The organism is Brooklawnia propionicigenes (assembly GCF_030297015.1).
Classification (GTDB): Bacteria; Actinomycetota; Actinomycetes; order Propionibacteriales; family Propionibacteriaceae; genus Brooklawnia; species Brooklawnia propionicigenes.
Genome location: NZ_AP028056.1, coordinates 1,479,005 through 1,492,493 on the forward strand (window position 1 = coordinate 1,479,005; position 13,489 = coordinate 1,492,493).

The window sequence follows — 13,489 nt, forward strand, 5'->3', positions numbered from 1 at the left end:
GCATGGGAGACCCCGGCACACCCTATGTGAGAACCTTGAGCGCGCCCACGACCAGATCGTGCGCATAAGGGGCGGCGACCTGGTTCAAGAAGACCGGGAAGTCGACGGTGGCATTGTGATCGGCGCGATCCGAGATGGTTCTGGCCACCGCAAACGGGATTCCCGCGGCAGCGCAGACCTGGGCAACCGCGGCACCTTCCATCTCCACCGCGAGGGCATCGGGGAGTTCTGCGCGTAGCTGGGCCGAACCCTCGGCGGTGGCGACGAACAGGTCCCCCGAGATCACCAGGCCGGGATGCACCGCGGGCTCTCCGAAACCGAGCGCGGACAGCTCGGCGCGGTGCGCCGAACAGGCGCCGACCGCTGCCGCCGCGAGTGCCGCAGTGAGGTAGGCGTCCACGGGAATGCGGGCCACTCCCACGACGGGCGATACCCACCGGTCCCACAGCGGACGCGCATCCAGGTCGTGCTGCAGCAGCTCGGTGGCGATGACCACATCTCCGGGATTCACATTCGGCCCGAGGCCTCCGGCGGTGCCGACCAGGATCATGCCCGTGACCCGCTCGGCGAGAATCGCTGCGGTGGCCGCCGCGGCTACCTTGCCGACACCCGAGCGCGCCAGCAGCACCTGCCGACCCGCGAGGGTGGCATGCATGAGCGTGATGCCCGCCACCGTCTCGGTGCGGATCTCGCCCTCGCCGCGCGCGGCCTCCACGATCGCCGACAACTCTTCGGGCAACGCTGCGATGATCGCGAGCATGTCATCAGCCTCCTTGGCTCAGCTGGCACCATCATGGCACCCCGGTCGAGCCCGGAAATCCGGCATCCCCACCGGGGCTGCGGACCCGAGCGTGCCTCATCTTCTTCACTTGAGCCCCAAACTGCCGAATTGGCCAGTTTGGATCGATCTAACGCCCCAGGTGAAGAAGATCAGGCACGCTCTTGCATCGAGCCGGGCCCGGTCAGGCCTGCTCGGCCTGTCTCCGCACCATCTCGGTGATCCAGACCGGCGCGAACGGAGAGGTACAGCCGGGCGAGGTCGGATAATCCTTCAGCACCTCCAGGCGCTCCCCGATCTCCAGTGCGCGGGCGCGATACTCGGGGTGTTCGATGCCGATCTGGGCCAGACAGGCGTTCATGGCCCACTGCAACCGCTCGGGGGCGTCGGCCATCTGCGCCTCGATCAGGTCGAGCAAACCCGCCAGGTCGAGCCCTTCCGGCTTCTTCACCACCCGGTCGGCGGTGAGCGCCCAGCCGGCGCTGGCGATCACCGGATCCGGATCGTCGAACCAGCTCACCCGCAGCGCCTCGACGTGCGGCGACTTCTTCACAACGTAGTTCACCAGCCAGTCCTGCACCTTCGGCACCCGGGCATCACGCAGCATCGCGTCCAGCTCGTCCTGGCTGAACGATCGGGGACGGCAGATCAAGAGCGCGAGCAGGCGGGCAGCGCTGTCACCGGTGGCCCACAACTGGCCAGCGAACTCGTGGCGGGTCTTGATCCGCTTGGCCAGCGCTCTCAGCTTGGTGAGGTTCACGCCGTGATCGTCGCCATACCGCTCGTTGACCGCCCGGATCTTCGGATCTTCCAGCGAGGCCAGCTCGGCCATCACCTCGGTCAGAGTCATCTCGCTCATGCCTCAAGCATCACGCATGCGCAAGAAACGTCCTAGACCCCGAAACTGGATTTCCCGCGCGCCGACCGGCATGCTGCCAATAGCTTTGAAGCAAACAAACCCACGGGAGCGCCGACCATGGAAGACATCCGCCTGATCGCGTCCGATATGGACCACACGCTGCTCACCGAAACCAGCGAACTGCCTCCCGATTTCCACAGCTACGTCGATCGGCTGAATCAGGCCGGCATCGTCTTCGTCGCAGCCAGCGGACGCCCGCTGTTCACGCTGCAGACCATGTTCCCGGCCGGCGGCCCCGGCCTGGGCTACATCGGCGACAACGGCGGGACCGTCAGTTACGACGGCGAGGTGCTCTTCGAGAGTCTGCTGTCCACGGCTGACTACCAGGCGATGATCGCCCTCACCCACCAGCAGACAGCCGGCGTCCCGATCATCTGCGGCATCGAAACCGCCTATGTCGCCTCCGCGCACCGGATGCACGAAGAGTTCCTACGCACCTTCTACTCCGAGATCACCTTTGTCGACGACCTCAGCGTCATCGACGCGGACGCCGACAAGTTCACGGTCTACTTCCCGGGCGGCGGCGCGATCGAGATCTGCGACGACCTCTATCGTCCGGCCTACGACCGGGACTTCTCGGTCACCATCGGCGGGGTGGTGTGGGTCGACATCATGAACCCCGGCGTGACCAAGGGCAGCGGGCTGCGCGTGCTGGCTGATCGGCTGGGCCTGAACCCTGGGCAGATGATGGCTTTCGGCGACACCTACAACGACATCGAGATGCTGGACGAGGTCTACTACAGCTATGCGGTCAGCAACGCCGAGCAGGCGGTCCGCGATCGCGCGCGTTTCATTACCGGGTCGAATGACGAATACGGCGTGGTGAGCGTCATCCGCGAAGTGCTGTCACAACGAGGAGGCTGCTGATGGACAAGATCGACTTCAAGAAGACCCTCGACTCGTATCAGGCCAAGCGCGGGGTCTTTCGCCTCGTCGAGGTCCCACCGCTGCACTACCTGATGATCGACGGCCACGGCGACCCGAACACCTCGCCCGCCTTCGCAGAAGCCATCGAGACGCTGTATCCGATCGCCTACAAGCTGAAGTTCGCCAGCAAGCAGGGACTCGGGCGTGACTACGTCGTCCCGCCGCTGGAGGGCTTGTGGTGGGCCGACGACATGGACGCGTTCTCGAACCGCGACAAGTCCCAGTGGGATTGGACACTGCTGCTGCTGGTTCCGGACTGGATCGACCAGGCCATGGTCGACGCCGCGGTCGAGCAGGTGGCCGCCAAGGATCCGCCCGCGCGGCTCGGCGATGTCCGCTTCGACCTGCTGGACGAGGGGTTGTGCGTCCAGACGCTGCATATCGGCAGTTTCGACGACGAGGGGCCGGTGCTGCAGAAGCTGCACGAGGAGTTCATTCCCAGCCAGGGCCTGCGGCCGATCGGACACCACCACGAGATCTACTTCAGCGATTTCCGCCGCACCGCACCCGACAAACTGCGGACGCTACTGCGTCAGCCGGTCGCGCAGGCCAGCAGCACCGACTGATCCAGAGCCGCCGCCAACGGTACGATCACCGCGGCCGAAACCCGCTCACGCACCGCATCGGCCAGCCCGGACATCGCGCCGCAGCCGAGAACCACCGACGCCGCGCCGGCCGCGGCGATCTCGGTGACCTCGGCCACCAGGCAGCCGAGCGCGGCGTTGCTGCCGGTCTCGTAGTCGCGCCGCAGTGCGCCGCGAGCCACGATCAGGTCGCCGGTCAGTCCATAGCCGGCGGCCTGTTCGACCTTGTCCGCGACGATCTCCTCGGTGACACACAGCACGCCCCAGCCCTCACCGGCCGCGGCGAGCTGCATTGATGCCCAGCCCATTCCGACCACCGGCCGCCGGTCCTGCACCGCCCAGCCGTCCGGCAGCCCCGGATCGCCGTGGCAGGCGATCACCATCGCATCGAATCCGTCGTCGGCGAGCCGGGCGATCCGCTGCCATATCTGTCCGGCGACCAGCTCGTTGTCCGCCTGGGTGACGAGCAGTTCCGGAGCCTGCGGCAACGACTCGGTCACCACCTCGTTCCCGCTCGCCGCGGCCCAGTCGCCGGCCACTCGGGACAACACCCGGGTGGTCGCCCGCGACGAGTTCGGGTTGAGGACCAGGATTTTCACGACCGGTTGGCGAAGCTGACCGCGCACTGGAACAGCACGTTGATGCCGTCCGCGCAGGCCTTCGGCGTGGAGTACTCCCGCGGATTGTGGCTGATCCCGTCGTACTTGCCGGGCACGAAGACCATCCCGGTCGGGCAGATCGCGGCCATCTCGCCGGCGTCATGGCCGGCCCCCGACATGATCCGGCGGTTGCTCAGCCCGAATCGGTTCGCGGTGGCCTCCACCTCGTCCATGACCTCGTCGTAGAACTGCACCGGCGGGGTGTGCGCGGTGATCTCGGAGGCGATCGTCACCCCGGTGCGCTGTTCGACCTCGCGGCAGTAGGCCAGCAGATCGGCACTGGCGCGCTGGATCGCATCCTCCTCGGGATTGCGCAGGTCGATGGTGATGACCGCCTCGCTGGCGACGATGTTCACCAGATTGGGTGCGGTGTCGAAACGCCCGACGTTGGCCAGCAGCGCACCGTACCGCCCCGACTTCACCATCTCGTCCAGCTTGACGGTCACCAGCGCCGCGGCCAGGGTTGCGCTGTGCCGCAACGCGTCCGGGGTCGTGCCGGCATGTGCGGCGCGTCCGCGGATTGTCAGCCGGTGCCACAAGATGGCCTGCACCCCGGTGACCACACCGATCTCGTAGCCGCCTGCTTCCAGGATCGGACCCTGTTCGATGTGGCATTCCAGGTAGTGAGCCGGCGGTGTCACGGGCACCGCGACCGGTCCGACCAGGCCGTGCCGGTCGAGTTCGGCGCCCACCGAGATGCCGCCGGCGTCGGTCAACGACCGGGCCTGCGCCTCAGTGATCCGTCCGGCCGCGACCGCGCTGCCGAGCATGTCGGTGCCGAAGCGGCAGCCTTCCTCCTCGGTCCAGATCGCCAGTTCGATCGGACGCAGGGTTCGCACCTCTTGGTCGTTGAGCGTCCGGACGACCTCCAGCCCGCCGAGCACGCCCAGGCAGCCGTCGAAGCGCCCCGCCGTCGCGACGGAGTCGACGTGTGAGCCGATCACCACCGGGGCGAGGCTGTCGTCCAGCCCCGACCGCCGGGCCCGCACGTTGCCGATCCGGTCGAGCGTGACCTCCAGCCCGGCATCACGGAACCAGGAGAGCACGAGCTTGCGTCCGGCGACATCCTCGTCGGTCAGGGCGAGCCGCCGCACCCCGATCAGGCCGGTCTCGTCGTCGAGGTAGGCGCCGATCTCACCCAGTGTGCTGAGCGAGTCCCAGAGCCGGTCCTGGTCGATGCGGACGGTGTCGGTCGCCTGCTGCTCAATAGTCATCGTCGTCACTCCTGATTCCCGCCGACCACCCGGCGATAGTTTGCTGAGTCTGTGGGGCCTTCGGTGAGGAAGACCAGGACGGTGTCGTCGCTGGTCAGGCCGAGCTCGTCGAGATTGCCGAGCAGCCCGCCCAGCCCCGCGGCCCCGCTCTCGCCTGCGGCGATGCCGTCCCTGGCGAGCAGCCGCATGGCCTGCTCGGTGGCGGCGTCGTCGATCACGCTGAAGGCGTCGAATCCGCTGCTGACATCGGGCCAGGCCAAGTCTGATGGAGTGCCGCAGTTCAGGCCGGCCATCGCCGAATGCTGCTCGCCCTCCAAGGAGACGATGTGTCCAGCGGCAGCGGAGGCGGTCACGCACGCCGCGTCGAGCGGTTCGGCGCCCACCATCAGGCGGTTCGGACGAGGAGCGAACCCTCGGGCCACCGCCGCGGCGAACCCGCCGACGCCGATCTGCGCCGCGATGACGTCCGGCTCGGGCAGCCCGCCGGCGTCGATCAGGTCGGTGACCTCACCGACCACGGTGGCGTAACCGTCGATGACGTCTTGCGGCGCCCGCTGATAGCCCGGCCAGGACGTGTCCGAGATCACCGCCGCCGCCGGACCGGCCAGGGCGGCGGCCAGCCGGACGGTGTCGTCATAACCGACGTCGGTGACCGCGACCTCCGCTCCCTCACCGACGATGGCGTCGATGCGGTCCTGCGCGGTTCCGGCGGGCATCAGCACCTTGGCCGGCAGCCCCAGCAGCCGCGCGATATGGGCGACCGCGCGGCCGTGATTGCCGTCGGTGGGTGCTACCAGCGTCAACTCCGGGTGGCGGCCGGCCGCGATCAGCAGATCGTCGAAGCTCAACTCGGCGGCTGGGCCGAGATCCCAGCGCTCGGCCAGCTCTCGGCACACCGCCCAGGCTGCACCGAGGATCTTGAACGAGGGCAGGCCCAGACGGTTCGATTCGTCCTTCACCACGACCCTGGCCACGCCGAGCGCGTTCGCCGCGGTGGGCGCCTCACGTACCGGAGTCGCCGCGAAACCGGGCAAGGAAGCATGGAAATCGCGGCAGGCCAGGACGGGGCGCTGCACCGATGCCCGATCGGCCAGCGGATTGTGCAGCAGGTAGTTCGCGGCCAGCGCTGGTGAACTAGCGGTGAGAGACATAAACGGTCCCCTTTGTAGGACAACTAATAACAGACTGATTATGGCGAACCGTCGATTCGCTAGGTACTGTGGGGGTGCTTGCCCCCGATCCCCCGAACGCTGCGGGGACCCGCAAGCTGCGAGGAGAGTCATGGACAGTCGCGAACCACACGCCGCTCGGATCCGGCAGCGCATGCTGCTGCAAACCGAGATCCGCAATGCGATTCTCGACGATCTGATTCTGTCGGGAGAGATACCTACCGGCGAGAAGCTGCCGTCCGAAGCAGAACTGTGCGAGACCTACGCCGCGTCCCGGGTGACGGTGCGATCGGCACTGCAGTCGCTGGCCGAGCAGGGCTTCATTCAGACCCGTCGCGGCTCGGGATCGATCGTGCTGCCCCGCGCGAAGACCATCGCTTCCCATCTGACCCGGCTGGTCTCCTTCGATACCTACGCCGACCAGGCCGGCGAATCGTTCGAGACGGTCGACCTGATCATCGAGGACTGCCCCGACGACGACGCCCGACGCGACGCGTTCCCCGCCCATCAGCGGAAGAACCTCGCCCGGGTCTCGCGAGCCAAAGCTCGCCATGGTCAGCGAGTCGCCTGGATCATCGACTACGTCCCGGACGAGGTGCTGGGACGAGAACTGCTCGTCCGCGAGTTCGGGCGCACCGGATCGGTGCTCGACATTCTCATCGAGCGTGATCTCGCACAGTTCGCCGACTGCCGGCTCGAACCCGTGCTGGTCACCGCCGCACTCGCGCAGCACGTCGACGCCGCACCCGGCAGCCCGGCCCTGCAGATGAACGAGCTGACCTGCAATCGAGACGGTGACCTGGTCGACCGCAGCGAATCGTGGATGCTGCCCGGTGCCTTCGAATTCTCCTTCCGGCGCAACCGCGATTCGCTGTGAGCGGTCACGATGGGCGATGACGCTCATCGGATCGCCCCATCGCTGGGGCCGCAGGCGATGAACTGCCCCGATTGATCTCCGACCACGACACCGTCGAGCACGGCGGCCGAGCCCCGGACGAAGACATCGCGGACGCGTCCGGAGATCCGCCAACCCTCGTACGGCGTGTAGTCGACGTTCTCGTCGAGATCGGTCTGGTGCACCGTGCGGGTGCCCCGCGGGTCGTAGATCACCACATCGGCGTCGGACCCAGGCGCGAGAATGCCCTTGCGCGGATGAACCCCGAAGTAGCGGGCCGCGTTGGTCGCGTTCAGTTCGACATAGCGCTCCAGGCTGATGCGTCCGGGCTCGACACCATAGGTGTAGAGCAGCTCCATCCGCAGCTGAATTCCGGGAGCGCCATTGGGAATGGAGCGGAAGTCGTCGCCGCCGGCATCTTTTTGGCCGTGCACGTTGAAGGCGCAGTGGTCGGTGCCGATGAACTGCACCGACCCGTCGGAAACCGCCTGCCACAGTACATCTTGGTCGGCGACCTCACGCAGCGGCGGACTGATGACATAGCCGGAGACCTCGTCCAGATCGTCTCCGTTGGCCATGCCATAGCGACTGGCGTCCAGCAGCAGATACTGCGGGCAGGTCTCCGCCCTCAATGGCACCCCGCGCCGGTTCGCGCGCAGCACCTCGGTCAGCCCGTCCCTGCTGCTCAGATGCACCACGTAGCACGGCACATTGCCGGCAAGTTCGCTGATCGCGGCGAGCCGGCTGATCGCCTCGCGCTCCACCTCAACCGGGTGGGTGTGCTGGTGGTAGTAGGCATGAGTCTGGCCGGACGCGACCCTCTCCCGGGTCAGTTCGTCGATGAGTCGGCCGTTCTCGGCGTGGAAACCGATCGTGCCACCGAAGCTACGGGTCGCCTGCAGCGCCTGGAAGATCTCGTCGTCCTCGACCATCATGGCTGGGCGGTAGGCCATGTACATCTTGAACGACGTCACGCCCTGACGCGCGATAGCTGCCATCTCGTCGGCACGCCCGGCGGGCCATTCCAGCATCGCCATGTGAAAGGCGTAGTCGCACCACGATTTACCGGAGGCCTTGGCCTGCCAGTTGGCGAGTCCCTGGGCCAGCGTCTCGCCCTTCTGCGCGGTCGCGAAATCCATCACCAAGGTGGTGCCGCCGAGCACCGCTGCGCGGGTGCCGGTATTGAAATCGTCGACGGTCGTGGTGCCCTGGGTGGCCAGATCGAGATGGGTGTGAGTGTCGATGCCGCCCGGCAGCACCAGGCAGCCGCCGGCGTCGATCAGCCGGTCTCCGGGAGTCTCCGTGATTGCGCCGAGCGCGGTGATCTGCTCACCGTCGATCCGCAGATCGGTGACGGCCGACCCGTACGGACCGACGACCGTGCCTCCCCGAATGATGGTGCTCACGCCAGATTCTCCTTCCCGATGCGGATGACGCGTCCTGGCCTGGCAGCTGTGGAGGACTGACCCGTCCACACCTGCTGACCGGCCACCCATACTCCGTAGACTCCCGCGGTATAGCTGCACGGATTGGTGAACGTCGCAGTGTCGATGAACTCGTGCGGATTCAGCAGCACCAGATCAGCGCGCTGACCGGGGGCGATATGGCCACGGTCGGTCAATCCCAGCAATGCAGCCGAGCGTCCGCTCATTCGCTCGATGGCATCGGTGGCCGAAGCCAACCCGCCACGAATAGCGAAACGACCCAGGAATCGTCCGGTCGACCCGTACAACCGCGGATGCGGCGACGGGTTGAAGACCCCGTCGCTGCAGAGCAGCGATCCCGAACGCCGGTAGATCTCGTGGACGACCCGCTCGGTCGAATAGTGGTCGATCATCGCGGCGTCCAGGCTTGTCCGGGCGCAGATCTCGACGACCGCATCCGCAGGCTCGCACTTGAGCATCTCGGCGGCCTCGGCGACCGTGTGCCCGACGACCTCGTCCAGGCCGGTGGCCTGAGTGATGGTTACGTTCTCGGCACCGCAGGAACCGTAGAGGTTCTCCCAGCCGGGCAGCCCGTGGCGCATGTCCGCGGCCAGTTCGCGGCGCGCGGCACGATCCCGGACGCGGGCCAGCGCGGCCTCGGGGCCGCCGGCCATGGCCCAGGGCGGCAGCAGCGCGGTCAGCAGAGTCGAGCCCGCACCGTACGGGTATTGGTCGACGGTCAGGTCGATCTGGGTGGCTGCCGCCTCGAGCAATCCCAGCAGCTGATCGAGCAGGTCCTCGTTGCCGATCAGCTTGAGGTGCGAGATGTGCAGCCGGGCCCCGGTCTCGCGACAGGCGTCGATGAACTCGCTCATCGCGGCCAGCGATTCGCCGGCTTCGTTGCGCACGTGCGGCACCAACGGGACGCCGTACTTGGCGGCCACCGAGGCCAAGGCGCGCAGTTCGCGGCCCCTGCCGTACATGCCGGGTGCGTAGATCATTCCGAAGCTCACCGCCGCGCCGCCGGCAGCCAGCGACGCATCGGTCAGCGCCTGCATCTGGCGCAGCTCCTCGCCGGTGGCGTCGCGGTCGCCATCGCCCATCACGACCTGGCGGATCGCGCTGTGCGGGACGCAGCTGATCAGATCGGTGGCCGGGGCGCTGGCGTCCAGCACACTGAGGTACTGGTCGAAGCTGCGCCAACTCCACGCAACCAGTGAACTCGGCTCGAGGCCGGCGAGGTAGTCCCGGCGGGCGGCGACATGGGCGTCGTCCACCGGCGCGGGCCCCAGACCGTCAGGGCAGATCAATTGGGTGGTGAAGCCCTGGGAGACCTTCGCGGCCATCTGCGGTTCATCGAAGCTGCGCAGCGCGCTGTGCGCATGCAGATCGATGAACCCGGGAGTCAGCCAGCAGCCGTCACCGTAGACAGTCTCGGCGTCGGCCACCGTCGCGCCTCGGGAGACCAGGCCATCGACCCGGCCGTCGATGACCACGACATCAGCGGGGATGAATCCGGAGGGAGTATGAACGTCGGCTCCGCGGATTACCAGATCAGCCGCCATGCTCAGCGTCCTATCTCGGCAGCGGTCGGCATGGCGGAGCGTGCGTTCCACTCGGCCAGCAGTTCGTCGGGGAACAGCGCCTGACCGCTGAACTGCGGGCCGGCCAGCCGCTGATCCAGCCGGGTGACCAGCGGGGGCAGCAGATCGGCCTCGGCGATGACCTCGGTATTGGTCAGGACGTCGCGGGTCGGGCCGTCCAGGATCACCTTGCCGTGGGTCATGGCGATGACCCGGTCGGTGTGTTCGGCGACGATGTCCATGTCGTGAGTGATGACGATGATGGTGTGGCCCTCCCGGTTGAGCTCGCGCAAGAACTCCATGACCTCTCGCGACTGCCGGTAGTCCTGGCCGGTGGTCGGCTCGTCGACGATGATCACCTTGGGACGCAGCGACAGGATCGAGGCGATCGCGATCCGCTGCCGGATGCCCTTGGTCTGGAAGAAGGGATGCTCACCGAACAGTTCCTCGCCGATGCCGGCGATGCGGGCGGCCTCGCGCACCCGGTGATCGACCTCATCGGCCGACAGCTTGAGGTTGCGTGGTGCGTAGGCGATTTCGTCGTAGATGTTGTTGTTGAACAGCTGATGATCGGGGTTCTGGAAGACGTATCCGATTGAGCTGATCAGCTTGGACGAGCGCAGCCCCGCGTCCACCTTGATCCGGTCGACCAGTACCGAACCTGAGGTCGCCTTGAGGATGCCGTTGAGGCATTTCGACAGGGTGGTCTTGCCGGAGCCGTTGGTGCCGATGAGCGCGACCATCTCCTGCGGCTGGATCGAGATCGAGATGTCGTCCAGTGCCTGGGTGCCGTCGGGATAGCAGTACCCGAGGTGGTCGACCCTGATGATTGGTTCGCTCATGCTGTCTCCAGAAGTTCATTGCAGGCGGCAGTGACCTCGTCGAGGCGCACCGGGGCACGCCCGGGCGCGGACGAGATGAGGTCGAAGAAGGTGACGGTGCCGGGCACCCGGATCGAATCGCGTGCCGATGCCGGGATCTGCTGGAAGAACGTACCCAGTGGTGCGTCCACCGCGATCTTGCCGTCTTGCAGCAGGATCATCCGGTCGCAGACCTCGACCAGCTGTTCGAGGTTGTGCTCGATGACCACGACGGTCAGGTCGAGGATCTTCTTGACCTGGGCCAGCAGGGCGAAGACCCCCGCCTTCGAGACAGGGTCGAGCATCGAGGTGGGCTCGTCCAAGATGATCACCTTGGGACGCATCGCCAGCACGCCGGCGATCGCGACCCGCTGCTTCTGACCGCCGGACAGCTCGAACGGCGACTTGGTGAGTAGCCGCTGCAACCCGGCCAGCTCGCAGGCCCATTCGAGGCGTTCACCGATGACATCGATCGGCAGGCCGATGTTCTCCAGGCCGAAGGTGATCTCCTCCTCGACGCTCATAGTGGTGAACTGTGCGTCCGGATCGGAGAAGACCAATCCGACCAGGCTTGCGCATTCTGCCGCGTCGTAGTCGACGATCGGGCGTCCGAACAGATCGACGCTGCCGAGGTAGACCCCGTTGAAGCTCTGCGGGATGATGCCCTTCATCGCCGCGGCCAGGGTGGTCTTGCCCGACTCGTTGGGCCCGACGATGCCGACGAACTCGCCGCTGTTCAGGGTCAGGTTCACCCCGTCGAGGGCCCTGTGCTCGGAGTCGCCGTAGCACCAGCTGAGGTCTTTGATCGCGATCACCTCGGTCATGCCCGGCCTCCCGGGATCAGTGCCTGGAAGACCGAGGCGTCCAAGCCCAACCAGGGCGTGGCGAACGAGATGACCGCGATCGCGACGAGTGCGACGACCAGCAGCACGATGATCGTCCAGTCGAGGGCGCCCATGGTGAAGCGCTGCCGCAGCCAGTCGGGCCGCGGCTTGCCGTTCACCTTGTTGGAGATGCGCACCCCCTTGGCGAACAGACCCATCGAGATGTCCTCGCTGCGCCTGATCGACAACGAGAACAGCGGAATCAGGTTCATCGCGAAATGCTTGACCTTGCCCACCAGGCTGAGGTCGCGGGTGTCGAGGCCGCGAGCGATCTCGGCCTCCTTGATCACCGCGTAGTCCTCCAGGAAGATGCCGACCGAGCGCAGCGCCAACCCGATGAAGTACGAGACAACGAACGGGGTGCCCAGCGTCCGCATACCGACGAGAATGTCGCTCTCGCGATTGGTGCTGAAGTAGAAGATGGACGCCAGCACCAACGCGACGATCCGGCAGTAGGTGCAGAACGCCCACAGCAGGGATTCGGCGTGCACGGTCAGCGGCCCGACCTGCCAGGCCACCGTGGAGACGTCTTCCCGTGGGAAGACGACATAGGTGAGGTTGAGGATGATGAAGACCGTCACCAGCATCGGCAGGAACATCTTGAGCCTGCCCAACCTCACGTTGGCGAGCGAGAACATCGCCAACGTGAAGCCGATCACCGCCAGGTTGAATTCCGGGCGCTCGATGAACAACGGAATCAGCGAACTGACCAGATAGATGACCAGCCGGGTCGCCGGATGCACGCGGTACATCGGCGAGGCGGACGGTACATAGCCCATGATCGTCTTCTGCATGGACGGTTTGGTGCTGGCTGGGGTGGCGACCAGCCGGACGGGTGGCGCGCTGACGGCGACGGATGTCATGTGCTCGGCTCCCTGGTGCGGTGTGGACTGGTGGATCGGATGAGCTTGCTGAGGCGTGGCCTCGGCGGATCAGGCCCAGACGCGCTTCACGAAGGCCTTGCTCTTCAGCACGATCGGCGAGATGAACTTCAACATCACGGCGCCCAATACCCACGAGGCGATCGAGTTGCCGAGGAACCAGCCGATGAAGGTGACGGGGAAGGCGCCCGGGGTGATCAGGCCGAAGCCGAGAAGCACGAGGCAACCCCAGGCGGCACCGATGAGATTGGACACGATGATGCCGAAGACGGTGAAGACCATCCAGTCACGCCCGGACTTCAGGCGAGGATCGGCCTTGAGGAGCCGGAAGGCAATGCCGCCGACCACGGCCTGGGCGAGGTTGCCGGGAATGTAGGCGAGTGAGACGGGCAGCGGAGCCGATCCGGCGATCGCATTCGACAGGATCGGGAAGACGGCGCCGGCGATGCCGCCCCAGCCGCCGTACCAGATGCCGCCGACGGTCTGGATGGCCTGACCGGGCCAGAAGGCGGTGATGTAGCCGAGCGGGATCGCCAGGCTACCGAAGGTGCCGACGACGATACCGATGCCGGTGAACAGCGCCGTCATGACGAAATGGTGAAGGCCTGGCTTGCGGACCTCGCCGGGCCGAAGCGCCCAGACGTTCTCGCGCGGGCTAGCGTCGGTCGTCGGGGCGTTGGTGGCAGTGCTGGAGGACATGTCAGCCCTTTCT

General features: G+C 66.5%; 14 protein-coding genes. 3 read left to right on the forward strand and 11 right to left on the reverse strand.

Annotated elements, in window-relative coordinates; all coding sequences use genetic code 11:
* Positions 1–22 precede the first annotated feature (22 nt).
* Positions 23–760, reverse strand: a complete 738-nt coding sequence (locus tag QUE25_RS06620) for a 5'-methylthioadenosine/adenosylhomocysteine nucleosidase (protein WP_286268346.1) — start codon at positions 758–760, stop codon at positions 23–25.
* 202 nt (positions 761–962) lie between these two features.
* Positions 963–1,637 carry a DNA alkylation repair protein gene (locus QUE25_RS06625; protein WP_286268347.1) on the reverse strand — a complete coding sequence of 225 codons (675 nt, stop codon included), beginning with the start codon at positions 1,635–1,637 and terminating at the stop codon, positions 963–965.
* Positions 1,638–1,754: 117 nt separating this feature from the next.
* Here QUE25_RS06625 and QUE25_RS06630 point away from each other — a divergent pair, with 117 nt between their 5' ends.
* Positions 1,755–2,564 (forward strand): HAD family hydrolase, encoded by an 810-nt coding sequence (locus tag QUE25_RS06630; protein WP_286268348.1) that lies wholly within the window; start codon positions 1,755–1,757, stop codon positions 2,562–2,564.
* Positions 2,564–3,190 carry a GyrI-like domain-containing protein gene (locus QUE25_RS06635; RefSeq protein ID WP_286268349.1) on the forward strand — a complete coding sequence of 209 codons (627 nt, stop codon included), beginning with the start codon at positions 2,564–2,566 and terminating at the stop codon, positions 3,188–3,190. Before QUE25_RS06630 ends, QUE25_RS06635 begins: the two co-directional genes overlap by 1 nt.
* Here the strand turns inward: QUE25_RS06635 and QUE25_RS06640 are convergent.
* The 3 genes from QUE25_RS06640 to QUE25_RS06650 are packed head-to-tail and all read right to left on the reverse strand — an operon-like array spanning position 3,157 to position 6,232.
* Positions 3,157–3,807 carry an aspartate/glutamate racemase family protein gene (locus QUE25_RS06640; RefSeq protein ID WP_286268350.1) on the reverse strand — a complete coding sequence of 217 codons (651 nt, stop codon included), beginning with the start codon at positions 3,805–3,807 and terminating at the stop codon, positions 3,157–3,159. The two genes, QUE25_RS06635 and QUE25_RS06640, sit on opposite strands and share 34 nt — an antisense overlap.
* Positions 3,804–5,081, reverse strand: a complete 1,278-nt coding sequence (locus QUE25_RS06645) for a M20 family metallo-hydrolase (protein ID WP_286268351.1) — start codon at positions 5,079–5,081, stop codon at positions 3,804–3,806. Before QUE25_RS06645 ends, QUE25_RS06640 begins: the two co-directional genes overlap by 4 nt.
* Positions 5,082–5,086: 5 nt before the next feature.
* A complete protein-coding gene (locus QUE25_RS06650; protein WP_286268352.1) occupies positions 5,087–6,232 on the reverse strand; it encodes a diaminopropionate ammonia-lyase in 1,146 nt (381 codons plus the stop codon).
* 130 nt (positions 6,233–6,362) lie between these two features.
* Between QUE25_RS06650 and QUE25_RS06655 the strand changes: the two genes are divergently transcribed.
* On the forward strand, positions 6,363–7,127 hold the full coding sequence (locus tag QUE25_RS06655; protein ID WP_286268353.1) for a GntR family transcriptional regulator: 765 nt from the start codon (positions 6,363–6,365) through the stop codon (positions 7,125–7,127).
* Between the two features lie 23 nt (positions 7,128–7,150).
* Here the strand turns inward: QUE25_RS06655 and hydA are convergent, their stop codons facing one another.
* The 6 genes from hydA to QUE25_RS06685 all read right to left on the reverse strand — a co-directional run bounded on the left by hydA (position 7,151) and on the right by QUE25_RS06685 (position 13,476).
* Positions 7,151–8,551: a dihydropyrimidinase gene (gene hydA / locus QUE25_RS06660; protein ID WP_286268354.1), complete on the reverse strand. Its 1,401-nt coding sequence runs from the start codon at positions 8,549–8,551 to the stop codon at positions 7,151–7,153.
* Positions 8,548–10,134, reverse strand: coding sequence for an N-acyl-D-amino-acid deacylase family protein (locus tag QUE25_RS06665; protein ID WP_286268355.1), 1,587 nt, complete (start codon positions 10,132–10,134; stop codon positions 8,548–8,550). Before QUE25_RS06665 ends, hydA begins: the two co-directional genes overlap by 4 nt.
* A 2-nt stretch (positions 10,135–10,136) precedes the next feature.
* Positions 10,137–10,994 carry an energy-coupling factor ABC transporter ATP-binding protein gene (locus QUE25_RS06670; RefSeq protein ID WP_286268356.1) on the reverse strand — a complete coding sequence of 286 codons (858 nt, stop codon included), beginning with the start codon at positions 10,992–10,994 and terminating at the stop codon, positions 10,137–10,139.
* Positions 10,991–11,836, reverse strand: a complete 846-nt coding sequence (locus QUE25_RS06675) for an energy-coupling factor ABC transporter ATP-binding protein (RefSeq protein WP_286268357.1) — start codon at positions 11,834–11,836, stop codon at positions 10,991–10,993. Before QUE25_RS06675 ends, QUE25_RS06670 begins: the two co-directional genes overlap by 4 nt.
* Positions 11,833–12,759, reverse strand: a complete 927-nt coding sequence (locus tag QUE25_RS06680; protein WP_286268358.1) for an energy-coupling factor transporter transmembrane component T family protein — start codon at positions 12,757–12,759, stop codon at positions 11,833–11,835. Before QUE25_RS06680 ends, QUE25_RS06675 begins: the two co-directional genes overlap by 4 nt.
* 69 nt (positions 12,760–12,828) lie before the next feature.
* Positions 12,829–13,476 (reverse strand): MASE1 domain-containing protein, encoded by a 648-nt coding sequence (locus tag QUE25_RS06685; protein WP_286268359.1) that lies wholly within the window; start codon positions 13,474–13,476, stop codon positions 12,829–12,831.
* Between the last annotated feature and the right edge of the window lie 13 nt (positions 13,477–13,489).